Source organism: Mesorhizobium sp. AD1-1, assembly GCF_020164655.1.
In the GTDB taxonomy this organism is placed as follows: domain Bacteria; phylum Pseudomonadota; class Alphaproteobacteria; order Rhizobiales; family Rhizobiaceae; genus Mesorhizobium; species Mesorhizobium ciceri.
Genome location: NZ_JAIUGP010000030.1, coordinates 1 through 22,920, shown reverse-complemented (window position 1 = coordinate 22,920; position 22,920 = coordinate 1). Strand labels below are relative to the sequence as shown.

The 22,920-nt window shown below is 62.0% G+C and carries 20 protein-coding genes, 1 tRNA gene and 1 pseudogene; 4 read left to right on the top strand and 18 right to left on the bottom strand.

Annotation, left to right across the window (positions count from 1 at the left end; all coding sequences use genetic code 11):
* The 4 genes from LB519_RS31050 to rpsL all read right to left on the bottom strand — a co-directional run.
* Positions 1–680, bottom strand: a 680-nt coding sequence (locus tag LB519_RS31050; protein WP_224621939.1) for a GTP-binding protein, incomplete at its 3' end; no start/stop codon positions are given.
* A 99-nt stretch (positions 681–779) separates the two neighbouring features.
* Positions 780–2,870 (bottom strand): elongation factor G, encoded by a 2,091-nt coding sequence (gene fusA, locus LB519_RS31045; RefSeq protein ID WP_013531421.1) that lies wholly within the window; start codon positions 2,868–2,870, stop codon positions 780–782.
* A gap of 29 nt (positions 2,871–2,899) precedes the next feature.
* A complete protein-coding gene (rpsG, locus tag LB519_RS31040; RefSeq protein WP_008875664.1) occupies positions 2,900–3,370 on the bottom strand; it encodes a 30S ribosomal protein S7 in 471 nt (156 codons plus the stop codon).
* A 76-nt stretch (positions 3,371–3,446) separates the two neighbouring features.
* A complete protein-coding gene (gene rpsL, locus LB519_RS31035) occupies positions 3,447–3,818 on the bottom strand; it encodes a 30S ribosomal protein S12 (protein ID WP_006333356.1) in 372 nt (123 codons plus the stop codon).
* 497 nt (positions 3,819–4,315) lie between these two features.
* Here rpsL and LB519_RS31030 point away from each other — a divergent pair, with 497 nt between their 5' ends.
* Both LB519_RS31030 and LB519_RS31025 read left to right on the top strand, forming a co-directional pair.
* Positions 4,316–4,597 carry a transcriptional regulator gene (locus LB519_RS31030; protein WP_013531420.1) on the top strand — a complete coding sequence of 94 codons (282 nt, stop codon included), beginning with the start codon at positions 4,316–4,318 and terminating at the stop codon, positions 4,595–4,597.
* Between the two features lie 172 nt (positions 4,598–4,769).
* The gene (locus LB519_RS31025) at positions 4,770–5,696 is read left to right on the top strand and encodes a Gfo/Idh/MocA family protein (protein WP_013531419.1); all 927 of its coding nucleotides are present in this window, start codon (positions 4,770–4,772) and stop codon (positions 5,694–5,696) included.
* Between the two features lie 100 nt (positions 5,697–5,796).
* Here the strand turns inward: LB519_RS31025 and LB519_RS31020 are convergent, their stop codons facing one another.
* The gene (locus LB519_RS31020) at positions 5,797–6,195 is read right to left on the bottom strand and encodes a chlorophyllide reductase subunit BchY (RefSeq protein ID WP_013531418.1); all 399 of its coding nucleotides are present in this window, start codon (positions 6,193–6,195) and stop codon (positions 5,797–5,799) included.
* Between the two features lie 96 nt (positions 6,196–6,291).
* Here LB519_RS31020 and LB519_RS31015 point away from each other — a divergent pair, with 96 nt between their 5' ends.
* Positions 6,292–6,870, top strand: coding sequence for a DUF2975 domain-containing protein (locus LB519_RS31015; RefSeq protein ID WP_063168071.1), 579 nt, complete (start codon positions 6,292–6,294; stop codon positions 6,868–6,870).
* 13 nt (positions 6,871–6,883) lie between these two features.
* The gene (locus LB519_RS31010; protein ID WP_013531416.1) at positions 6,884–7,096 is read left to right on the top strand and encodes a helix-turn-helix domain-containing protein; all 213 of its coding nucleotides are present in this window, start codon (positions 6,884–6,886) and stop codon (positions 7,094–7,096) included.
* A gap of 65 nt (positions 7,097–7,161) precedes the next feature.
* On the opposite strand, the gene rpoC is transcribed toward LB519_RS31010, so the two are convergent.
* The 13 genes and pseudogenes from rpoC to LB519_RS30945 all read right to left on the bottom strand — a co-directional run.
* Positions 7,162–11,358 (bottom strand): DNA-directed RNA polymerase subunit beta', encoded by a 4,197-nt coding sequence (gene rpoC / locus LB519_RS31005; protein ID WP_013531415.1) that lies wholly within the window; start codon positions 11,356–11,358, stop codon positions 7,162–7,164.
* A 186-nt stretch (positions 11,359–11,544) separates the two neighbouring features.
* Positions 11,545–15,681 carry a DNA-directed RNA polymerase subunit beta gene (gene rpoB, locus LB519_RS31000; protein WP_013531414.1) on the bottom strand — a complete coding sequence of 1,379 codons (4,137 nt, stop codon included), beginning with the start codon at positions 15,679–15,681 and terminating at the stop codon, positions 11,545–11,547.
* Positions 15,682–15,932: 251 nt separating this feature from the next.
* A complete protein-coding gene (gene rplL, locus LB519_RS30995) occupies positions 15,933–16,310 on the bottom strand; it encodes a 50S ribosomal protein L7/L12 (RefSeq protein WP_013531413.1) in 378 nt (125 codons plus the stop codon).
* A gap of 54 nt (positions 16,311–16,364) precedes the next feature.
* Complete coding sequence (rplJ, locus tag LB519_RS30990) at positions 16,365–16,883, bottom strand: 50S ribosomal protein L10 (protein WP_013531412.1); 519 nt, start codon at positions 16,881–16,883, stop codon at positions 16,365–16,367.
* Positions 16,884–17,276: 393 nt separating this feature from the next.
* Positions 17,277–17,975 (bottom strand): 50S ribosomal protein L1, encoded by a 699-nt coding sequence (gene rplA, locus LB519_RS30985; RefSeq protein WP_013531411.1) that lies wholly within the window; start codon positions 17,973–17,975, stop codon positions 17,277–17,279.
* Between the two features lie 4 nt (positions 17,976–17,979).
* A complete protein-coding gene (gene rplK, locus LB519_RS30980; protein WP_013531410.1) occupies positions 17,980–18,408 on the bottom strand; it encodes a 50S ribosomal protein L11 in 429 nt (142 codons plus the stop codon).
* Positions 18,409–18,566: 158 nt separating this feature from the next.
* Complete coding sequence (gene nusG / locus LB519_RS30975; RefSeq protein ID WP_013531409.1) at positions 18,567–19,094, bottom strand: transcription termination/antitermination protein NusG; 528 nt, start codon at positions 19,092–19,094, stop codon at positions 18,567–18,569.
* Positions 19,095–19,121: 27 nt separating this feature from the next.
* Positions 19,122–19,325, bottom strand: coding sequence for a preprotein translocase subunit SecE (gene secE / locus LB519_RS30970; RefSeq protein ID WP_013531408.1), 204 nt, complete (start codon positions 19,323–19,325; stop codon positions 19,122–19,124).
* Positions 19,326–19,719: 394 nt separating this feature from the next.
* Positions 19,720–19,795 (bottom strand) — tRNA-Trp (locus LB519_RS30965).
* Positions 19,796–19,875: 80 nt separating this feature from the next.
* Entirely contained in the window at positions 19,876–20,427 is a 552-nt protein-coding gene (locus LB519_RS30960; protein WP_063168072.1) for a putative glycolipid-binding domain-containing protein, read from the bottom strand.
* A gap of 30 nt (positions 20,428–20,457) precedes the next feature.
* A complete protein-coding gene (locus tag LB519_RS30955; protein ID WP_024505637.1) occupies positions 20,458–20,940 on the bottom strand; it encodes a group II truncated hemoglobin in 483 nt (160 codons plus the stop codon).
* A gap of 102 nt (positions 20,941–21,042) precedes the next feature.
* Complete coding sequence (locus tag LB519_RS30950; protein WP_127366961.1) at positions 21,043–22,683, bottom strand: hypothetical protein; 1,641 nt, start codon at positions 22,681–22,683, stop codon at positions 21,043–21,045.
* A gap of 153 nt (positions 22,684–22,836) precedes the next feature.
* Positions 22,837–22,920, bottom strand: a pseudogene (locus LB519_RS30945) (elongation factor Tu); the annotation flags it as partial.

The following is a 22,920-nucleotide window of genomic DNA, read 5'->3' as shown; positions in this document are numbered from 1 at the left end:
CCGGTCACGACCGTGCCGCGGCCCGAGATCGAGAACACGTCCTCGATCGGCATCAGGAACGGCTTGTCGAGCGGACGGACCGGCGTCGGGATGTAGGCATCGACCGCAGCCATCAGCTCGCGGATCGCGTCTTCACCGATCTTCTTGTCCGAGTCTTCGAGAGCAGCCAGAGCCGAACCCTTGACGATCGGAATGTCGTCGCCGGGGAATTCGTTCTTGGTCAGAAGCTCGCGAACCTCGAGCTCGACCAGTTCGAGCAGCTCGGCGTCGTCGACCTGGTCGACCTTGTTCAGGAACACCACGATCGACGGCACGCCGACCTGACGGGCCAGCAGGATGTGCTCGCGGGTCTGCGGCATCGGGCCGTCGGCAGCCGACACGACCAGGATCGCGCCGTCCATCTGCGCGGCGCCGGTGATCATGTTCTTCACATAGTCGGCGTGGCCGGGGCAGTCGACGTGAGCGTAGTGGCGGTTGGCCGTCTCGTATTCGACGTGAGCCGTCGAGATCGTGATGCCGCGCGCCTTCTCTTCAGGGGCAGCGTCGATCTGGTCGTAGCGCTTGTATTCGCCAAAATACTTGGTGATCGCCGCCGTCAGCGACGTCTTGCCATGGTCGACGTGGCCAATCGTGCCGATGTTCACGTGAGGCTTGTTACGCTCGAATTTACCTTTGGCCATAATCGTTCTCCGTCTATTCTACCCGCTTGGGGGAAATTGTTATTCGCTCTTCAGATCCGGCACCGCGCAAGGGACGCGACGCCGGTGGCTAAGGAACCCTTACGCGTATTTCTTCTGGACTTCCTGGGCCACTGCGGTCGGAACCGGCTCGTAGTGATCGAACTGCATCGTGTAGGCCGCACGGCCCTGGCTCATCGAGCGCAGGTTGTCGACATACTTGAACATGTTGGCGAGCGGCACCATCGCGTTGATGACAACGGCGACGCCACGCGCTTCCTGACCCTGGATCTGGCCACGACGACCGTTCAGATCGCCGATGACGCTGCCGACGTAGTCTTCCGGCGTCACGACTTCGACCTTCATGATCGGCTCGAGCAGCTGCACGCCAAGCTTGGGTGCTGCTTCACGGAAGCAGGCGCGGCCGGCGATTTCGAAGGCCAGAACGCTGGAGTCGACATCGTGGTAAGCGCCGTCGATGAGGGTCGCCTTGACGCCGATCATCGGGAAGCCCGCGAACGGACCCGAGGTCATGACGCTGTTGATGCCCTTTTCGACACCAGGGATGTATTCCTTCGGCACGGCGCCGCCGACGATCTTGGTATCGAACTCGAACTCGCTGCTGTCCGGGTTCGGCTCGAAGAGGATCTTGACGCGAGCGAACTGACCGGTACCGCCAGTCTGCTTCTTGTGCGTGTAGTCCTGCTCGTGCTTGCGGGTGATCGTCTCGCGATAGGCCACCTGCGGTGCGCCGACATTGGCCTCAACCTTGAACTCGCGACGCATGCGGTCGACGATGATGTCGAGGTGGAGTTCGCCCATGCCGGAAATGATGGTCTGGCCGCTTTCCTCGTCGGTCTTGACGCGGAAGGACGGATCCTCGGCGGCCAGGCGGTGAAGGGCGAGGCCCATCTTTTCCTGGTCGTTCTTGGTCTTCGGCTCGATGGCGATCTGGATGACCGGATCGGGGAATTCCATGCGCTCGAGAATGACCGGATGCAGCGGATCGCTCAGCGTGTCGCCGGTGGTCGTATCCTTGAGACCGGCAAGAGCAACGATGTCGCCGGCAAAAGCCTCTTCGACGTCGGCGCGCGAGTTCGCATGCATCTGCAGCATGCGGCCGATGCGCTCTTTCTTGCCCTTCACCGTGTTGTCGACCGAGATGCCCTTGGTGAGCCTGCCCGAATAGATGCGCGCAAAGGTCAGCGAACCGACGAACGGGTCGTTCATGATCTTGAAGGCGAGCATCGACAGCGGCTCGTTGTCGTCGGCATGACGCTCGATCTCGGCGTCGGTCTTGGCATCGACGCCCTTGATGGCGGGAACATCGGCCGGCGACGGCAGATATTCGACAACGGCGTCGAGCAGCGGCTGCACGCCCTTGTTCTTGAAGGCCGAGCCACAGAACATCGGGTAGAACTTGACCGCGATGGTGCCCTTGCGGATCAGCGCGCGAATCTCGTCATTCGACGGCATCTTGCCTTCGAGGTAATTCTCAAGCGCCGTCTCGTCCATTTCGACAGCAGCCTCGATCATCTTCTCGCGGTATTCTTCGGCACGAGCCTTGAGGTCGTCCGGGATCTCGACGATGTCCCAGGCAGCGCCCAGCGTCTCGTCGCGCCAGACCAGCGCGTTCATCTCGACGAGGTCGACAACGCCCTTGAACTCGGTCTCGGCACCAATCGGCAGCTGCATGACAACAGCATGCGCACCGAGGCGCGAGCCGATCATCTCGACCGAGCGATAGAAGTCGGCGCCGATCTTGTCCATCTTGTTGCAGAAGATCATGCGCGGAACGCGATACTTGTCGGCCTGGCGCCAGACGGTCTCGGTCTGCGGCTCAACACCGGCATTGGCATCGAGCAGCGCGATGGCGCCGTCGAGCACGCGCAGCGAACGCTCGACTTCGATGGTGAAGTCGACGTGGCCGGGGGTGTCGATGATGTTGAAGCGGTGCATCTTGCCGTCACGAGCCTTCCAGAAGGTCGTGGTCGCGGCGGACGTGATGGTGATGCCGCGCTCCTGCTCCTGCTCCATCCAATCCATGGTGGCAGCGCCGTCGTGGACTTCGCCGATCTTGTGCGACTTGCCCGTGTAGTAGAGGACGCGCTCGGTGGTCGTCGTCTTACCGGCGTCAATATGCGCCATGATACCGAAATTGCGGTAGTCTTCGATTTTGTATTCGCGGGCCATCGTAGCTGCCTCTCAGTCTCGTTCGCGCTTTACCAGCGGTAGTGCGCGAAAGCGCGGTTGGCTTCAGCCATCTTGTGGGTGTCTTCACGCTTCTTGACAGCGGTGCCGCGGTTGTTGGCCGCGTCCATCAGCTCGCCGGAGAGGCGGTCGACCATCGTGGTCTCGTTGCGGTTGCGGGCCGCAGCAATCAGCCAGCGAATGGCCAATGCCTGGCGGCGCTCGGGGCGCACGTCGACCGGAACCTGGTAGGTGGCGCCGCCGACACGGCGCGAACGCACTTCCACATGCGGCGCGACATTGTCGAGCGCCTGATGGAAGACGGTGACCGGCTCCTGCTTGGTCTTCGACTGAACCTGGTCGAGCGCGCCGTAGACGATGGTCTCGGCGACCGACTTCTTACCGTCATACATGACGGCGTTCATGAACTTGGTGACGATCAAATCGCCGAACTTCGGGTCCGGATTGATCTCACGCTTTTCTGCACTGTGACGACGCGACATGGCTTTTGTCTCTCAATCTCATAGCCCGACGCACTCAAGGAGCGCCAAGGCCGGAAAATCTTATTTCGGACGCCCCTTACTTCGGGCGTTTGGCGCCGTACTTCGAACGGCGCTGCTTGCGGTTCTTCACACCCTGCGTGTCGAGCACGCCGCGGATGATGTGGTAGCGAACGCCCGGAAGATCCTTGACGCGGCCGCCGCGGATCATCACCACGGAGTGCTCCTGAAGGTTGTGGCCTTCGCCGGGGATGTACCCGATCACTTCAAAACCATTGGTCAGGCGGATCTTGGCCACCTTGCGCAGCGCCGAGTTCGGCTTCTTCGGCGTCGTTGTATAGACGCGCGTGCAGACGCCCCGCTTCTGCGGGTTCTGCTGCATGGCCGGGACCTTGTTGCGCTTCACCGGCGCAATGCGCGGCTTGCGGATCAGCTGGTTGACGGTAGGCATTAAACCCTCTTGTCTCTCAATTCCGTGTCTCGCCCGGTCAGGGCCGCTCAAAGCGTCATTTCCATACGCAAATTCGGGCCATAAACCGCGCCTCGCGGTCTTGCCCGAACAAAAGGCAGAGGAAGCGGAAGCCGCTTCGTGCACGCCGGAAATGTCTTTTCGCTCGTAAAACGAACCCTGTTTGAGGCAAACTCCAAAGCGTGTCGCTTCGGAAGGGAGAGCCTCACATCGGTTCTGACTGGGCGGCTTCTACCCGTAAGACCGCGGACCGTCAAGCCCGGAGCACCAAATATTGCGCGCCGACCAAGGCTTGGCAGCCATGCGAAAACCGCATGTAATTTTCTTTCGCATTTTTGCAAGAGCGAGGAAGAAAGTGACAAGCCTTCAGGCAAAGTGAATGGGTTTGCGCTGTTGCGCGGCCTTGCTTCATGCGAAAAGGCCGCATGAGCAGTCAAAACCCCCTCGCCCGCCCACCCGCTGCCAAGAGGAATCGGCCCGTGAACGACAACGAAGAACGCCCGGTCACCATCATCACCGGCCGGGTGTGGAAGAAAAAAGGCGGCAAACCGGAAGGCGTCCACGTCATGCTGGTTGCGCCCGACGACGATTCGGCGGTGCGCCGGGCGCTCGAATCGCTTGCCGCCGAAGGTTACGCCGAGGCCGAGCTCGACCAGATCGGCGACATGGACGGCATCCCCGACGAAGAGCCGCATATTTCCGCCTTCCAGGGCGCGCTCGAAGGCGAAGTGTCGATCGTTACCTTCGACGTGCCGATCTGACCCCGGTCCAGCTTTCGAATCGACTGCCGAACCGAATCGGCGACCGAGGCCTTCCCAGCCGACAAATGTGCTGCCGCTAAGGGAAGGCTGAGCTTGGCTGCTCGGCTTCGGCTTGCCCGAGGCAAGTGTTCTGATAAGAAGCCATCACCATCATCAAACAGACGGAGCGGCCGTGTCCCAGCCCATCAAGATAGGCATCGTCGGCGTCGGCAAGATCGTCCGCGACCAGCACCTGCCGGCCCTGGCGAAAGACCAGGACTATCGCCTCGTCGCGGCCGCCAGCCGTCACGGCAAGGTGGATGACATCCCGAATTTCCCCACCATCGAAGCCATGCTCGACGCCGTAGCCGAGCTCGAGGCCGTCTCGCTCTGCATGCCGCCGCAATTCCGCTACGACGCGGCGCGGACGGCGCTGACGGCAAAGAAGCATGTCTTCCTGGAGAAGCCGCCGGGCGCTACTGTCAGCGAGGTCGAAGACCTCAAGACATTGGCTGCGCACAACGGCGTCTCGCTGTTCGCCAGCTGGCACTCGCGCTATGCGCCGGCCGTCGAGGCCGCACGTGCTTTTCTAAGTTCAGCCCGCATCCGCTCGGCCGCCATCAACTGGAAAGAGGATGTGCGCCGCTGGCACCCGAACCAGGAATGGATCTGGGCTCCCGGCGGTTTTGGCGTCTTCGATCCCGGCATCAACGCGCTGTCGATTGCCACCCATATCCTGCCGGCCATGTTCATCACCTCGGCGGTGCTCGACTTTCCCGAAAACCGCGCCTCCCCGGTTGCCGCGCGCGTCACCTTCCGCACCTCGAATGGCCTGCCGGTGACGATGGACCTCGACTGGCTGCAGACAGGCCCGCAAAGCTGGGACATCCTGGCCGACACCGACAAGGGCGCCATGGTGCTGTCGGGCGGCGGCTCGAAGCTCGCCATCGACGGCAAGCTCATTCACGAAGAGCCGGAAGCGGAATATCCGATGCTCTACAAGCGCTTCGCCGAGATCGTGCGCGCCGGCGTTTCCGATGTCGATCTGGCCCCGCTCCAGCATGTCGCTGACGCCTTCATGCTCGGCAAGCGCAACGTAGTCGAGGCGTTTTTCGATTGAGCTCTGGAACCGCACTCGCTGATCGCGCGCGGGGGTCGCAGATTGGGAATAGTCGCGCGACAGGATTGTCGCGCGACTGAGAACCAGCGGATCGCCAGGCTCAATTCCTGGTCCTGCAACCGGCACGCTTGACCATGTCGGCAATGATCAGTGGCGTCGCCGGTGTCTGAGACCAGTTACCCTGACGAGGGGCGCCCGCTTCAAGGGCGGCGCGCACCGCTCGTGTATCCAGGCTGAAAGAACTCTTGCAGGAAACGAGGCCGCCATTGCCGATCGTGTCGGCGATCACGCCGGCGGCTTCGCCAACCCCGGCGACATAGGCGACCAGCGTTTGCCTGGCGACCGGGCTCGTGTCGGCCTTGTCGAGCATTTCCATCACCTGCCCCACCGATATCCGGCCTGTCGCTGTCGACGGGAGGGCGATGGCAGCAAAAGGCGTTATGGACGCGGCGACAATCGCGATGGCTGCCACGGCAATCCGGCGTTTGAACGAAGGCATAGGTTTCTCCTGTGATGAGGAATTGACAAGAATCATCATTGCGCATAAATAAATTATTGTAAAACGATAATTAATTACAATGGAGTGATAACGGCGATGATTGAACCTGTCATCACGGCTGTCCCCGCCGATCCTGCCCGCCAGCTTAGATTGAGACGCATCCGACTTTTCAGCCTAGTGCTGGCGAGGTGTTTTGTCGTCCTCGCCATATTGCTGACCATCGGTCTGCTGTTCTACTGGCTCAGCGTCTCCGCCAGTTCGATCGCGGCCGATGCGCAAATCCCGCAGGAATGGCTGAGCGAGCTCGGCCTCGGTCGAAGACTGGTCGGGTTCGCGATCTCGTTCGTGCCGCTTGCCTGCCTCGTCTTCGCGCTCATGGCCGCAAGGCGCTGCTTCGGCGCTTTCGCGTCCGGCAACTTCTTCGGTCAGGGCGCCATCAGCAATTTGCGATACTTTGGCCTCGGCCTGCTGGCATCCGCCTTGCTGAAACCGGTTTCGGCGGCGGCATTGTCCGTTCTGCTCAGCTGGGACGCGCCTGCCGGCCAGCACCGGCTGACGCTCGGTCTCGACAGCGACACGATGCTGACCTTGCTGGCAGCTTGCATCGTCGCTGTCATCACCTGGGTCATGGCCGAGGCATCGGCACTCGCCGAAGAAAACGCGCAATTCATCTGATGAGGATCAGCTCATGCCCATAAGGGTCAGGCTCAATGTCGTCCTCGCCGAACGAAACGTGAAGTCAAAGGACCTGGCCGAATATGTCGGCATCACCGAGGCCAATCTTTCTCTTTTGAAGCAGGGAAAGGTCAAGGGTATCCGGTTCGACACGCTGGAGCGCATCTGCGACTATCTCGACTGTCAGCCGGGCGATCTGCTTCGCTTCGAGAGGGTGTCCGAATAGCACAAAGAAATAGGCCGCCGGGTTGCCCCGACGGCCTTATTGCCTGAGATCGTTGCCGTCCGCGCTTACTGCGCGGCGGTGGTCATGTCGGCCAGCATCGGCTCGGCGACTTCCGCACCCGAGGCCTTGCGGCGCTCGTCGATGATCAGTTCGTCGCGCGAGGTGGCGATGCGCCGGATCTGGCTCATCGTGCCGCCGGTACCGGCCGGGATCAACCGGCCGACGATGACGTTTTCCTTCAAGCCCTGCAGCATGTCGGTCTTGCCGGCAACGGCAGCTTCCGTCAGCACTCGCGTCGTCTCCTGGAAGGAGGCGGCCGAGATGAAGGACGGCGTCTGCAGCGATGCCTTGGTGATGCCGAGCAGCACCGGCAGGCCTTCGGCCGGCTTCTTGCCGTCCTCGACCAGACGCTCGTTGACCTCTTCCAGTTCGATCACGTCGACATGATCGCCCGGGATGTAGGTCGAGTCGCCCTGCACCGTGATCTCGACCTTCTGCAGCATCTGGCGAACGATCACCTCGATGTGCTTGTCGTTGATCGACACGCCCTGCAGACGGTAGACTTCCTGGATCTCGTTGACGAGGTAGGAAGCAAGTGCCTCCACGCCCTTGATCGCCAGGATGTCGTGCGGCGCCGGGTTGCCGTCGAGGATGTAGTCGCCCTTCTCGATGACGTCGCCGTCCTGGAGATGGAACGGCTTGCCCTTCGGGATCAGGTATTCGACCGGCTCAAGCGTCGAGTCATGCGGCTCGATGATGATGCGACGCTTGTTCTTGTAGTCGCGGCCGAAGCGGATCGTGCCGTCGATCTCGGCGATGATGGCGTGATCCTTCGGACGACGTGCCTCGAACAGCTCGGCAACACGCGGCAGACCGCCGGTGATGTCCTTGGTCTTGGCGCTTTCCATCGGAATACGCGCCAAAACGTCGCCGGGGCGAACCTGCGAACCCGGCTCGACCGAAAGAATGGCCTCGACCGAGAGCAGGAAGCGGGCGTCGCCGCCCTTGGACAGCTTGCCGACCTTGCCCTTGGCGTCCTGGATCGCAATCGCCGGCTTCAGGTCGTTGCCACGTGGCGTCGAGCGCCAGTCGATGACCTCACGCTTGGTGATGCCGGTCGACTCGTCGGCCGTTTCCTGAACGGAAATGCCGTCGACCAGATCCTCGTACGACACCCTGCCCTCGATTTCGGTGAGGACCGGACGCGTGTAGGGATCCCACTCGGCGATACGCTGGCCGCGCTTCACCTTGTCACCATCGTCCACGAAGATGCGCGAACCATAGGTGAGACGGTGCGAGGCGCGCTCCTTGCCGGCTTCGTCGAGGATCAGCACCGCCATGTTGCGGCCCATGACCATCTGCTGGCCGTCGGAGTTGCGCACCACGTTGCGGTTGCGGATCTCGACCTTGCCCTCATACGAGGCTTCAAGGAACGAGCTGTCCACCACCTGCGCGGTACCGCCCATGTGGAAGGTACGCATGGTGAGCTGGGTGCCCGGCTCGCCGATCGACTGCGCCGCGATGACGCCGACGGCTTCGCCCTGGTTGACCGGGGTGCCGCGGGCCAGATCGCGACCGTAGCAGACCGCGCAGACGCCAACCCTGACTTCGCAAGTCAGTGCCGAGCGGATGCGGACCGACTGGACGCCGGCCTTTTCGATCTGTTCCACGTCACGCTCGTCCATCAGCGTTCCGGCCTTGACCAGGATCTCGCCCGACACCGGATGGGTGATGTCGTCGAGCGACGTACGGCCCAGCACGCGCTGGCCGACCGAAGCAACGACCTGACCGGCATCGACGATCGGCTGCATGGTGAGGCCCTTGTCGGTGCCGCAGTCGACGGAGTTGACGATGCAGTCCTGCGCCACGTCGACCAGACGACGGGTGAGGTAACCCGAGTTCGCCGTCTTCAAGGCGGTGTCGGCCAGACCCTTGCGGGCGCCGTGGGTCGAGTTGAAGTACTCGAGCACGGTGAGGCCTTCCTTGAAGTTCGAGATGATCGGCGTCTCGATGATTTCACCCGACGGCTTGGCCATAAGGCCGCGCATGCCGGCAAGCTGGCGCATCTGGGTGGGCGAGCCACGCGCACCGGAGTGCGACATCATGTAGATCGAGTTCATCGGCTTCTGACGGCCATTGTCCTCGAACTCGACCGCCTTGATGCGGGCCATCATCTCGTCGGCGACCTTTTCCGAGCACTTGGCCCAGGCGTCGACGACCTTGTTGTACTTCTCGCCCTGCGTGATCAGACCGTCATTGTATTGCTGCTCGTATTCCTTGGCCAAAGCCTCGGTGTCGGAGACCAGCTTGATCTTGGCATCCGGGATCAGCATGTCGTCCTTGCCGAACGAAATGCCGGCGCGGCAGGCATGGCTGAAGCCGAGCGCCATGATGCGATCGCAGAAAATGACCGTCTCCTTCTGACCGCAGTGGCGGTAGACGGTGTCGATCATCTTGGAGATGTTCTTCTTGGTCATCTCCTGGTTGGCGGTCTCGTAAGGCACGTTGACGTTCTTCGGCAGAAGCTCGCCGATGATCATGCGGCCAGGCGTGGTGTCATGGATCTTCGACACGACCTTGCCTTCGGCGTCGACCGTGCGGAAACGACCCTTGATCTTGGAGTGCAGCGTCACCGCCTTGGTCTCGAGCGCGTGCTGGAGTTCGCCCATATCGGCAAACACCATGCCCTCGCCCGGCTCGTTCTGGTTGACGATCGAGAGATAGTAGAGACCCAGAACCATGTCCTGCGACGGCACGATGATCGGCGCGCCCGAAGCCGGGTGCAGGATGTTGTTGGTCGACATCATCAGCACGCGGGCTTCAAGCTGCGCTTCCAGCGACAGCGGCACGTGAACGGCCATCTGATCGCCGTCGAAGTCGGCGTTGAAGGCCGTGCAGACCAGCGGGTGCAGCTGGATCGCCTTGCCTTCGATCAGGATCGGCTCGAACGCCTGGATGCCGAGACGGTGCAGCGTCGGCGCACGGTTCAGCAGCACCGGATGCTCGCGGATGACCTCGTCGAGGATATCCCAGACTTCCGGACGCTCCTTTTCGACCAGCTTCTTCGCCTGCTTGACGGTCGAGGAGTAACCCTTGGCGTCGAGACGGGCGTAGATGAAGGGCTTGAACAGTTCGAGCGCCATCTTCTTGGGCAGGCCGCACTGGTGCAGCTTGAGCTCCGGACCGGTCACGATGACCGAGCGGCCGGAATAGTCGACGCGCTTGCCGAGCAGGTTCTGACGGAATCGGCCCTGCTTGCCCTTGAGCATGTCGGACAGCGACTTCAGCGGGCGCTTGTTGGCGCCGGTGATGACGCGGCCGCGACGGCCGTTGTCGAACAGCGCATCGACGGCTTCCTGCAGCATGCGCTTTTCATTGCGCACGATGATGCCGGGGGCGCGCAGCTCGATCAGCCGCTTCAGACGGTTGTTGCGGTTGATGACGCGGCGATAGAGATCGTTCAGATCCGACGTGGCGAAACGGCCGCCGTCCAGCGGGACGAGCGGACGCAGGTCCGGCGGGATCACCGGAACCACCTTCATGATCATCCATTCCGGACGATTGCCGGATTCCATGAAGTTCTCGACGACCTTGAGCCGCTTCAGATACTTCTTCTGCTTCAGCTCGGAGGTGGTCGACGCCAGTTCCGAACGCAGGTCGCCGGCGATCTTCTCCAGGTCCATGCCGGCCAGGAGGTCATGAATGGCCTCGGCGCCGATCATGGCGGTGAACGAATCCTCGCCATACTCGTCGACGGCGATCATGTACTCTTCCTCGCTGAGCAGCTGGTGCTCCTTCAGCGCGGTGAGGCCAGGTTCGGTGACGATGTAGTTCTCGAAGTAGAGGACGCGCTCGATGTCCTTCAGGGTCATGTCGAGCAGCGTGCCGATGCGCGACGGCAGCGACTTCAGGAACCAGATATGGGCGACCGGTGCCGCCAGCTCGATATGGCCCATGCGCTCGCGGCGAACGCGCGACAGCGTGACTTCGACGCCGCACTTCTCGCAGATGACGCCCTTGTACTTCATGCGCTTGTACTTGCCGCACAGGCACTCGTAGTCCTTGATCGGGCCAAAAATGCGCGCGCAGAACAGACCGTCACGCTCCGGCTTGAAGGTGCGGTAGTTGATGGTCTCCGGCTTCTTGATCTCGCCGAAAGACCAGGACAGAATCTTCTCAGGGCTGGCAAGCGATATCCGGATGGAATCGAACACCTGCGCAGGCGCCTGCGGATTGAAGAGATTCATGACCTCTTGGTTCATGCCGTTCTCCTTTTCGGGATCCTCGAAGATCCCTTGCATCTAGTCGCGAGCCAAACGCCCGCCGTCTTTGTCGGCCACTGGCCGTCGAATTCTTCCTGGTTGAGCATGATCCTGTCCGAAAACCGGTAGCCACTTTTCGGGATCATGCTCGAGGCGCGCCGCGGACAGCCGTGGCGCGCCATTGCCTTACTCGGCCGCGTCGGGCAGCCGGACAGGGTTGTCGTCGAGCTTGGTGTTCTCCAGCTCGACATTGAGGCCGAGAGACCGCATTTCCTTGACGAGAACGTTGAAGCTCTCCGGGATGCCGGCCTCGAAGGTGTCGTCGCCACGCACGATCGCCTCGTAGACCTTGGTACGGCCGGCGACGTCGTCGGACTTCACCGTCAGCATTTCCTGCAGCGTGTAGGCGGCGCCGTACGCTTCCAGCGCCCAGACCTCCATCTCGCCGAAGCGCTGGCCACCGAACTGCGCCTTGCCGCCCAGCGGCTGCTGGGTGACGAGCGAGTACGGACCGATCGAACGCGCGTGGATCTTGTCGTCCACGAGATGGTGAAGCTTGAGCATGTAGATGTAGCCCATCGTCACCTTGCGATCGAACGGCTCGCCCGTGCGTCCGTCATAGAGCTGCGACTGACCGCTGCTGTGCAGGCCCGCCTGCTCCAGCATGATGTTGATGTCAGCCTCATGCGCGCCGTCGAACACCGGGGTCGCGATCGAGACGCCGCGGCGCATCTGCTCGCTGAGGCGAACGATGCTCTCGTCGTCATAGTCACGAACCGGCTCGTTGCGGTCGTTGGCCGGGATGAAGCTCTCGAGCGTCTTGCGCAGCGGCTTGATGTCGCCGGCTGCCTTGTACGTGTCGATCAGCTCGCCGATCTTCCTGCCCATGCCCGCACATGCCCAGCCCAGATGCGTTTCCAGGATCTGGCCGACATTCATGCGGCTCGGCACACCCAGCGGGTTGAGCACGATATCGGCATGCGTGCCGTCCTCGAGGAAAGGCATGTCCTCGACCGGAACGATCCGCGACACGACACCCTTGTTGCCGTGACGGCCGGCCATCTTGTCGCCGGGCTGCATCTTGCGCTTCACGGCCACGAAGACCTTGACCATCTTCATGACGCCCGGAGGCATTTCGTCGCCGCGCTGGACCTTCTCGACCTTGTCCATGAAACGCTGCTCGAGCGCCTTCTTGGAATCGTCGTACTGGCCACGCAGCGCTTCCAGTTCGCTCTGGAGCTTTTCGTTCTCCACGGCAAACTGCCACCACTGCGAACGCGGATACTCGTCGAGCGTATCCTTGGACAGCGTCGAGCCCTTCTTGAAGCCCTTCGGTCCAGCGATCGCTTCCTTGCCGACGAGCACGTCGGAAAGACGCGCATAGACGTTACGGTCCAGAATGGCCTGCTCGTCGTCGCGGTCCTTGGCGAGGCGTTCGATCTCCTCGCGCTCGATCGCCATGGCGCGCTCGTCCTTCTCCACACCGTGGCGATTGAAGACGCGCACCTCGACGACGGTGCCGAAAGTGCCCGGAGGCATGCGCATCGAGGTGTCGCGCACATCGGATGCCTTTTCGCCGAAGATGGCGCGCAGAAGCTTCTCTTCCGGCGTCATCGGGCTTTCGCCCTTCGGCGTGATCTTGCCGACCAGGATGTCGCCCGGCTGAACTTCCGCACCGATGTAGACGATGCCGGCTTCGTCGAGGTTCTTCAGCGCTTCTTCCGAGACGTTCGGGATATCGCGCGTGATTTCCTCCGGTCCAAGCTTGGTATCGCGCGCCATGACCTCGAACTCCTCGATGTGGATCGAGGTGAAGACGTCGTCGGCGACGATGCGTTCGGACAGGAGGATCGAGTCCTCGTAATTGTAGCCGTTCCACGGCATGAACGCGACCAGCACGTTGCGGCCGAGCGCCAGATCGCCGAGCTCGGTCGACGGACCGTCGGCGATGATGTCGCCCTTGTTGACCCGGTCGCCCATGCGAACCAGCGGACGCTGGTTGATGCAGGTGTTCTGGTTCGAACGCTGGAACTTCATCAACCGGTAGATATCGACGCCGGACTTGCCCGGATCGAGATCTTCGGTGGCGCGGATAACGATACGCGTCGCGTCCACCTGGTCGACGATGCCGCCGCGGCGGGCGCCGATGGCGGCGCCCGAGTCACGGGCGACGATCGGCTCCATGCCGGTGCCGACGAACGGCGCCTCGGCGCGCACCAGCGGCACGGCCTGACGCTGCATGTTCGAACCCATCAGAGCGCGGTTGGCGTCGTCGTTTTCCAGGAACGGGATCAGGGCCGCGGCCACCGACACCATCTGCTTGGGCGACACGTCCATCAGATCGACGTTTTCGCGCGGCGCCATCATCACTTCGCCGGCGCTGCGGCAAATGACGAATTCGTCGACGAAACCACCGTTCTTGTCGAGTTCGGCGTTGGCCTGCGCGACGTGGTGCTTGGCCTCTTCCATCGCCGAGAGATAGACGACGTCATTGGTCAGCTTGCCGTCGACGATCTTGCGGTACGGGCTCTCGATGAAGCCGTACTTGTTGACGCGTGCGAAGGTGGCCAGCGAGTTGATCAGACCGATATTCGGGCCTTCCGGCGTCTCGATCGGGCAGATGCGGCCGTAATGCGTCGGGTGCACGTCGCGCACTTCGAAGCCGGCGCGCTCGCGGGTCAGACCGCCCGGTCCAAGCGCCGAGAGGCGGCGCTTGTGGGTGATCTCCGACAGCGGGTTGGTCTGGTCCATGAACTGCGACAGCTGCGAGGAACCGAAGAACTCGCGCACGGCGGCAGCCGCCGGCTTGGCGTTGATCAGGTCCTGCGGCATGACCGTGTCGATCTCGATCGAGGACATACGCTCCTTGATCGCGCGCTCCATGCGCAGCAGGCCGACGCGGTACTGGTTTTCCATCAGCTCGCCGACCGAACGCACGCGGCGGTTGCCGAGATTGTCGATGTCGTCGATCTCGCCCTTGCCGTCGCGCAGTTCAACCAGCGTCCTGACCACGGCCAGGATGTCGTCCTTGCGCAGCACGCGCACGGTGTCCTCGGCCTTCAGCTCGAGGCGCATGTTCATCTTGACGCGGCCGACGGCCGACAGATCGTAGCGCTCGCTATCGAAGAACAGCGAGTTGAACATGGCTTCGGCGGTTTCGAGCGTCGGCGGCTCGCCGGGGCGCATGACACGATAGATGTCGAACAGCGCGTCCTGGCGGCTCTCGTTCTTGTCGACGTTGAGCGTGTTGCGGATATAGGCGCCGACATTGACGTGGTCGATGTCGAGAACCTTGATCTCCTCTTCGCCGGTGCCGAGCAGTACCTTCAGCGTCTTCTCGTCGATCTCGTCACCGGCCTCGAGGAAGATCTCGCCGGTGGCGTAGTTGACGATGTCCTCGGCCAGATAGTTGCCGAGCAAGTCCTCGTCGGTCGCCTTGATCGCCTTCAGCCCCTTTTCGCCAAGCGCCCGTGCCTGGCGTGCGGTGATCTTCTTGCCGGCCTCGACGACGACTTCGCCGGTATCGGCATCGACCAGGTCGCCGACAGCCTTGAGGCCGCGGAAACGCTCGACGTTGAACGGAATGCGCCAATGGTCGCCGGCACGCTTGTAGGTGATCTTGTTGTAGAAGGTCGACAGGATCTCTTCGCCGTCCATGCCGAGCGCCATCAGCAGCGACGTCACCGGAATTTTGCGGCGGCGATCGATGCGGGCGTGCACGACGTCCTTGGAATCGAACTCGATGTCGAGCCACGAACCGCGATACGGGATGACGCGCGCGGCAAACAGAAGCTTGCCCGACGAGTGCGACTTGCCCTTGTCATGGTCGAAGAAGACGCCCGGCGAACGGTGCATCTGCGAAACGATGACGCGCTCGGTGCCGTTGACGATAAAGGTGCCGTTCAAGGTCATGAGCGGCATGTCGCCCATGTAGACGTCCTGCTCCTTGATGTCCTTGATGGACTTGGCGCCGGTGTCCTCGTCGATATCGAACACGATGAGGCGCAGCGTCACCTTGAGCGGCGCGGCATAGGTGAGGTCGCGCTGACGGCATTCGTCAACGTCGAATTTCGGTCCTTCGAACTCGTACTTCACGAACTCCAGCATGGAGGAGCCGGAAAAATCGGAGATCGGGAAGACCGACTTGAAAACGGCCTGCAGCCCCTCGTCCGGACGCCCACCCTTGGGCTCCGCCACCATCAGGAACTGGTCATAGGATGCCTTCTGAACCTCGATCAGGTTCGGCATCTCCGCAACTTCCGGAATCTTTCCGAAGAACTTGCGTACGCGTCTGCGGCCATTGAAAGTCTGGGTCTGGGCCATCGTCGCTCCTTAGCTCTAAACTCGGGACGAGCCTCGCCGCGGCTCGCCTTGCATACTGGGCCACCTTGGCGGCAACCCTCTGTCTGTTTTCCCGGCGCCTGTCGGCGGCCGGCTAGAACGGGAGAAAACCCGTTTCCTGAAGGCCGATTTTCGGCCCTCAGGAAAGAGGTTCTCGCAGATCTCGCGTTACGCGCTCTCCCTTCGGGCGAAGGGAGTGGCGGACGGCGCGAGGCCGCCCGCCGCTTTTACGCTTACTTCAGTTCGACCTTGGCGCCGGCTGCTTCCAGCTGGGCCTTGAACTTGTCAGCGTCGGCCTTGGAAACGGCTTCCTTGACCGGCTTCGGAGCCGCTTCAACCAGATCCTTGGCTTCCTTGAGGCCAAGACCGGTGATGGCGCGGACTTCCTTGATGACGTTGATCTTCTGAGCGCCTGCGTCGGTGAGGACGACGTCGAATTCCGTCTTTTCCTCGGCCGGAGCAGCAGCGGCCGCAGCGCCGCCAGCAGCGGCAACCGCCACCGGAGCAGCAGCCGAAACGCCCCACTTTTCTTCCAGAAGCTTCGACAGCTCGGCCGCCTCGAGGACGGTCAGCTTCGAAAGGTCGTCTACGATCTTTGCGAGATCAGCCATTGTTGTGTTCCTTCATAAGGTTCGAACGTGTGTTTGTGATAGCGAGGAACGGCCTCATGCCGCCTCGTCCTTCCGGGCGTAAGCGCCGATGACGCGCGCGACCGAGGCCGCTGGCGCATTGACGATCTGGGCGATCCGGGTTGCCGGCGTGGCGATCATGCCAACCAGCCTGGCGCGCAGCTCATCGAGCGACGGAAGTGTGGCGAGTGCCTTCACACCGTCGGCATTGAGCGAGGTGGTGCCCATTGCGCCGCCGAGAATGACGAGCTTGTCATTTCCCTTGGCGAAATCGGACGCGACCTTCGGCGCCGCAATCGGATCCTCCGAATAAGCAATCAGCGTCTGTCCCTTGAACAGCTCGATGATCGATGCGGAGTCCGTGCCCTGAAGAGCGATTTTGGCGAGACGGTTCTTCGCGACTTTGACGGTGCCACCGGCAGCGCGCATTTTCGACCGAAGGTCGTTCATTTGCGCGACGGTGATACCGGCGTAGTGGGCCACGACCACTGAACCTGCGTTCGAGAACGCACCGTTCAGGCCCGTGACGAGTTCGCGTTTTTCCGCTCTGTCCACTGCCTATCTCCAGTTGACCCCAATCCTGTTAACGGGAACATCCCATTGACGAGGACAGGCGTCGGGTTGCCTTTTGTCGGCCGGGCCATCCAGTAACGGATCTCCCGAACGACGCTCGAGGATCCTGCCCCCTTTCGCCACATCGACAGTCAAGCCGGCGATGCGCAGACAAAAGGCAAACACGGTTCGAACCTTTCATTGGAGCAATCGCTCCGTTGTCCGGTCTTCACCCGTCTCATGCAGGCCCAAATCGAATTAAGGCTTCTGGGCCGCCTGCAATCTCGGACAGGATGTCCGGAAACCTTTCGGCTTCCGGTACCGGGCCGCCGACAAGTCGGAGGTCCGGAATTCACTTGCGGATCAGCCGCTTGGCGGCCGATCCAAATGTTCGTATCAGGACGCGTTGAGCGTCGCGACGTCGAGCTTGAGGCCCGGGCCCATCGTCGAGGTGACCGACACCTTCTTGACGTAGTTGCCCTTGGCGCCAGTCGGCTTTGCCTTGGTCACCGCATCGGCGAAGGCGCGGATGTTCTCTTCCAGGGCCTTGACGTCGAACGAGACCTTGCCGACGCCGGCATGGACGATGCCAGCCTTCTCGACACGGAACTCGACGGCGCCGCCCTTGGACGCCTTGACGGCGGCGGCAACGTCGGTGGTGACGGTTCCGACCTTCGGGTTCGGCATCATGCCGCGCGGGCCGAGCACCTTGCCCAGACGGCCGACCAGCGGCATCATGTCCGGCGTGGCGATGCAGCGATCGAAATCGATCGTGCCCTTCTGGACGATGTCGACCAGATCCTCGGCACCAACGATGTCGGCGCCGGCGGCGCGCGCTTCGTCGGCCTTGTCGCCACGGGCGAACACGGCGACACGTACCGAGCGGCCGGTGCCGTTCGGCAGGTTGACCACGCCGCGGACCATCTGGTCGGCATGGCGCGGGTCGACGCCGAGGTTCATGGCGACTTCGATGGTCTCATCGAACTTCACCGAGGAACGGTCCTTGAGCAGCTTCAGCGCATCACCCAGGGCATAAGCCTTGTTGGGATCGATGCCTTCGCGGGTCTTCGATACACGCTTTGCAATCTTTGCCATGATCTTAGCCCACCACTTCCAGACCCATCGAGCGGGCGGAGCCCTCGACCATGCGCATGGCCGCTTCGACGTCGTTTGCGTTCAGGTCTTTCATCTTCGCGGTGGCAATCTCGCGGACCTTGTCACGCGAAACCGTACCGGCCTTGACCTTGCCCGGCTCCTTGGAACCAGAGGTCAGGTTCGCCGCCTTCTTCAGGAAGTAGCTCACCGGCGCCGTCTTCATGACGAAGGTGAAGGACTTGTCCTGATAGTAGGTGATGACAACCGGAACCGGCGATCCCTTTTCCATTTCCTGGGTCTGCGCGTTGAACGCCTTGCAGAACTCCATGATGTTGATGCCACGCTGACCAAGCGCCGGGCCGATCGGGGGAGACGGCGTAGCCGATCCCGCTTTCACCTGGAGCTTGAGCTGGCCTGCAATTTTCTTAGCCATCTCTTTTCCTGCCTTTGTCTATGCCGGTCATGCCGGCGGTTGCAGTCTGGTGGTGCGATCCATGCGGCCGGCTAAAGCCGCATTCGTCTCCCACCGTTCTCAGGCCGCGCTTCCGCGCCGCCTCCCCTGATCGCCAAACCGGCTTCAGGGATTTCGGATCAGCCCTTTTCGACCTGCCCGAATTCCAGATCGACAGGCACGGCGCGCCCGAAGATCGAAACTTCCACCTTGAGCCGCGCCCGCTCCTCGTCCACTTCCTGGACGAAACCGTTGAACGACGCGAAGGGACCATCCGAAACGCGGATCGCTTCGCCGATCTCGAACGTGACCGAGGGCTTGGGCCGCTCGACGCCTTCCTGCACCTGGTTCAGGATGCGCTGCGCTTCCGCCTCGGTGATCGGCACCGGCTTGGAGTCACCCAGGAAGCCGGTGACCTTCGGCGTGTTCTTGACCAGCGAGAACACGGCGTCGGTCAGATTGGCCTTCAGCAGCACATAGCCCGGGAAGAACTTGCGCTCGGCATCGACCTTGCGGCCGCGGCGAACTTCGACGACCTTCTCGGTCGGAACCACGATCTGGTGGATGTCGGCAGACAGGCCCTTCTGCTTGGCCTTGTTCTCGATATCCTCGGCGACCTTCTTTTCAAAGTTCGAATAGGCGTGGACGATGTACCAGCGCGCGGTCATTTCAAGACTTCTCCGTAATCGCCGGACTTAGCGTCCGATGCCCAGAATCTGTTCGACCGCGAGGCCCATGAGCTGATCAGCGGTGAAGAAAAAGATCATCGCGATCACTGCGAAGGCCAGAACCATCACCGTCGAGATCATCGTTTCGCGCCGCGACGGCCAAGTCACCTTGGCGGTCTCCGCGCGAACCTGCTGGAGAAAGACGAAAGGATTTGTGGTTTTCGAAGCCATATGCCGCTCTGTCTTCAAGACCCGTTGGCCGGGTCTCCTGGATGATCCCGCTGGCCGGGACGTGCCGCCTGAGCGAATTTCGCGCCGAATCAGCGCAATCATTTCGCCCATGCAAATCAGACGCGTAAAGCCGGTTTCCCAGCTCCACGCGTCGCGTGTCTGTTTCGTCTACATAAAACCGATTCTTGATCCACGCAAGTGGCAAGTCTCCGCTTTATGACCAAACACCGCCTCGGAACCATCCAGTCGTTCCGTCCCGGCTATGGCGCTCTTATGCCCCAATCGACCCTATATGGCAAGCGGGTCGCCGATTTTCAAAGGCCGGACCATGGAAATATCGTTTTGAACGCCATTCCGAAACGGCGAGACATTGGGTTGAATGCCATTCAGGGAATGGCACGGGCAGCAGGGCTCGAACCTACGACCTGCGGTTTTGGAGACCGCCGCTCTACCAACTGAGCTATGCCCGTACGTGCGCATGTCGGCGCAGCAGGCGCTTCCTAAAAGCTTCCGCACGCTCTGTAAAGAGCGGTTTGCATGCAAACACGCCTTAACCTCTGCGCCAGAAATCGGGATAGTCGACAACCAGCCCGTTGCGGTCGATTTCAAGTTCCCGCCTGAAGTCGCTGGCGCGCGATTCATAGAGATATCGCCTGCCCTCTTCGAGGCATGTGTAGCGCTGCGGGTTGGCGACGACCGTGAGGGCGGGGAAGTCGATGAAGGCAGTGGTTATCTCGGCACTCTGCCCGGCGGAAAGCTGCAATCGCCGGATCGGCAGCGTGTTGGTGAACGGCGTGATGGTCAGGTCGGGATCGAAAATGCCGTCGAGCTCCGGCATCGGCAGGCCGTCCCTGGTCCAGCGACCATCGCCATCGGCGGCAAGAACAAGCGTGCGGCCGCTACCGATCATATCGACAACGACACGCCTGGCGTGCCAGCCGACATCGCAAACGATGCGGTAACGGACGGCAAAAGGCGTTTGCCCGGAGCAGACTGCGACAGAGTCGGCCGAGACCTCCCCTGCCCGCTCCTGCAGCACCAAATGTTCGAGACCCGGTCCGTCCCACTCGCGCCAACGTATGATCTTCACATCTTCCGGCATCAGCCCAACACCTCCATGGCGAACTGGACGCTAGTTTGTACCCGGTGGCTGATAGGGGCCGCCCGGCACACCCCAGCCCCAGGCCGGCATCGGTTCCGTCTGCGGATCGCAGGTTTCGCCGAGATTGGAGTTCATCTTGGCCAGGCGCGATCCCCATTCGACATAGCCCATGAAGGCCGAACGGAATTCCGGATCGTCAGGCAGGCCGACCGCGTCGGCTGCATCGGCCAGGAGGCTGATCCAGCGGCGGCGCTGCTCTTCGCTCAGATGCTTGCCCAGATGGTGCATGACCATCTCGCGGTGGCCGCCGAACTGCTCGCTGTAGGTCTTCGGTCCGCCGAAAACCTCGCCGATGAAGGCCGCGACATGGGCGGGGTGATCCGGCGACATGGTCTTGAACACCGGCCCGACGATCGGGTCCTGCGCCACCTTGTCATAGAAGGTCTGGGTGAGCCGGTTCAAGGCCTCGCTGCCGCCGGCCCATTCGTAGAGTGTCGGGATATCCTGGCCCATTCTCGATCCTCCGCCTGCCTGAAGCCGCCAGCAGCGACGATAGCGGAAAAATCGAAAGCGGCTCAACCTGCCTCGATGGCCAGTTTCGGGCTCCGTCGCCCACTACAATTTGGCCGGCGCGTCAGCCTCGGCATTGGCGGAAGGCCGGATCCGGCAATTCTCGGGTCTTGGCACCGCCTCGCAAATGGTGGCGCCGGTCAGCGCGTCGACCGATTGCAGGCTCGTCGTCAGGCCGACCTTCAGCATCATGTCGGGTTCCAGCCGGCGCTCGACCGAGCGCCGCTCGATCGACGCGAACAGGGCGGAACTGATCGCCATCTCCTCCAGGTAGGCCTTGACCATCAGCTTTTGCCCCATCGGGTAGAGGCTAAGTCGCGCCTGGGGACCGACAAGCCGCCTGATGCCGCCGGCAAGCATGAACGCGCAGGCCGAATCGCACTCCACGCCCGCATCGATGCTCAGCCCGGCATAGGCGCCCTCCTTGGCCAGGCAATTCCACGCTCCTGGGTCACAGCCGACAAAATCGGTGCGGCCAACGGCGACGTCGAGCTTCTTTTCATGGATAAGCCGTCCCGCCGCCAGGGCACTGAACAGGTCGCCTCCCTTCGAGCTGATCACGACAGGCAGTTGCCGTTTGCCGAGCGTGGCGAGCAGCTGGCGCAGCTTCTGCGGGGTCTGGGGGGTGATCGCGCCTTCCGCCGAGATCCATTCCGGGCAGTCTGGATTGCAGAGCGGATTGGTGCCGCGAACGACAACGAAGCGCATGTCTTCATCGCGCCGCGCCGCCTCGGGTTCGATCGCTGGCGGAGTAGGCCTGGCCGCGGTCGCCATCAGGCCACCAGGCTTGTTCCCCGGCACCTCCCGGCAATTCGTGGCCAGGCGGCCGGGTTCGCACAGGCTCGCCGCGGTCAACAGGCCCACGGCGTCCGTGCTGGTGACCAGCTTCATCGCCAGCATGTCATCGAGGGCGATCTGGTGGATTTCGCTGGCCGGGGTGCCCTTCATCGTTTCGAGCATGCTTTGTTCGATGCCCATCTGGTCCAGGTAGGCCGCCAGCTTTTTCTCCACCGACTTGCTCATTTCGTAGGTCTTGTAGCTGCCGGCGTTCTTGCGGCTGACGATCTTCGTGTTGAGGATCTTCTTCTTGCCCCCGACGATCCGGTAGGTGGTCCGGTATTGCAATTTCGTGCGGATGTAGGTCGTGGTGATCTGATGGACGCCGAGATAGGCCCATTCGCCAGCCACTCGCCTGATGCCGCCGGCAAACATCAGAGGACAGGCGGAATTGCACATGGCGCCATAGTCGATGACATCGCCGAAGTAGCGGGCGTCACGGTCCTGGCACCCCTTCGCGTCGGGCTGGCAGCTGGAAAACACCGTCTTGCCGATGGCGATATCGAGCTTGTTCTTGCGGATCAGCCGGCCAAGCGTCAGCGCCGCCTCGACATTGCCGCCGGGAGAATCCACGACAACAGGCAGTTTCCGCCCGCCAAGCGTCTTCAGCATGCGTTTGAAGAGCGCCGGAGTTCCGGCTTCTATGGAGCCCTCGGCCGATATCCATTCCGGACAGATCGGCTCGCACCCCGCTGCGTTGCTGCGGACAATGCCGAACCGCATCGTCGGCCCAAGATCCGGCGCCGCATCCGCCGCGAAGGCTGCCGGGCCTGTGGCAAGCAACGCAATCAGCCAGGTCAGAGCCAGCGGCCACAATGCCCGACGATGAAAATACCGCCTTGGAACCATTTGGAAAAAGCCCCTTGATGCAACCTATACTAGACGAGGTCCAGAGCCTTGCAACAGGGTTCGGCCGACGGGGCGGCAGCCGGTAGCCTGGCAAACAAAAAGGGCGGCCCGAAGACCGCCCTTTCTTGTCGATCCGGCGAATGCCGGGCTCGGTTATTCCTTGATGGTGACGACGATGCCGGCACCGACGGTGCGGCCGCCTTCACGGATAGCGAAGCGCAGCTTCTCTTCCATGGC

Coding starts and splice junctions, on each gene's coding strand:
- LB519_RS31015 (WP_063168071.1), top strand. CDS start 6,292: ATGATTGAACCTGTCATCACGGCTGTCCCCGCCGATCCTGCCCGCCAG.
- rpsG (WP_008875664.1), bottom strand. CDS start 3,370: ATGTCGCGTCGTCACAGTGCAGAAAAGCGTGAGATCAATCCGGACCCG.
- LB519_RS30960 (WP_063168072.1), bottom strand. CDS start 20,427: ATGCCGGAAGATGTGAAGATCATACGTTGGCGCGAGTGGGACGGACCG.
- LB519_RS30955 (WP_024505637.1), bottom strand. CDS start 20,940: ATGGGCCAGGATATCCCGACACTCTACGAATGGGCCGGCGGCAGCGAG.
- rpoC (WP_013531415.1), bottom strand. CDS start 11,358: ATGAACCAAGAGGTCATGAATCTCTTCAATCCGCAGGCGCCTGCGCAG.
- rplL (WP_013531413.1), bottom strand. CDS start 16,310: ATGGCTGATCTCGCAAAGATCGTAGACGACCTTTCGAAGCTGACCGTC.
- LB519_RS31020 (WP_013531418.1), bottom strand. CDS start 6,195: ATGCCTTCGTTCAAACGCCGGATTGCCGTGGCAGCCATCGCGATTGTC.
- rpoB (WP_013531414.1), bottom strand. CDS start 15,681: ATGGCCCAGACCCAGACTTTCAATGGCCGCAGACGCGTACGCAAGTTC.
- LB519_RS30950 (WP_127366961.1), bottom strand. CDS start 22,683: ATGGTTCCAAGGCGGTATTTTCATCGTCGGGCATTGTGGCCGCTGGCT.
- rpsL (WP_006333356.1), bottom strand. CDS start 3,818: ATGCCTACCGTCAACCAGCTGATCCGCAAGCCGCGCATTGCGCCGGTG.
- nusG (WP_013531409.1), bottom strand. CDS start 19,094: ATGACCGCGCGCTGGTACATCGTCCACGCCTATTCGAACTTTGAAAAG.
- rplK (WP_013531410.1), bottom strand. CDS start 18,408: ATGGCTAAGAAAATTGCAGGCCAGCTCAAGCTCCAGGTGAAAGCGGGA.
- rplA (WP_013531411.1), bottom strand. CDS start 17,975: ATGGCAAAGATTGCAAAGCGTGTATCGAAGACCCGCGAAGGCATCGAT.
- fusA (WP_013531421.1), bottom strand. CDS start 2,870: ATGGCCCGCGAATACAAAATCGAAGACTACCGCAATTTCGGTATCATG.
- LB519_RS31010 (WP_013531416.1), top strand. CDS start 6,884: ATGCCCATAAGGGTCAGGCTCAATGTCGTCCTCGCCGAACGAAACGTG.
- secE (WP_013531408.1), bottom strand. CDS start 19,325: ATGGCTTCGAAAACCACAAATCCTTTCGTCTTTCTCCAGCAGGTTCGC.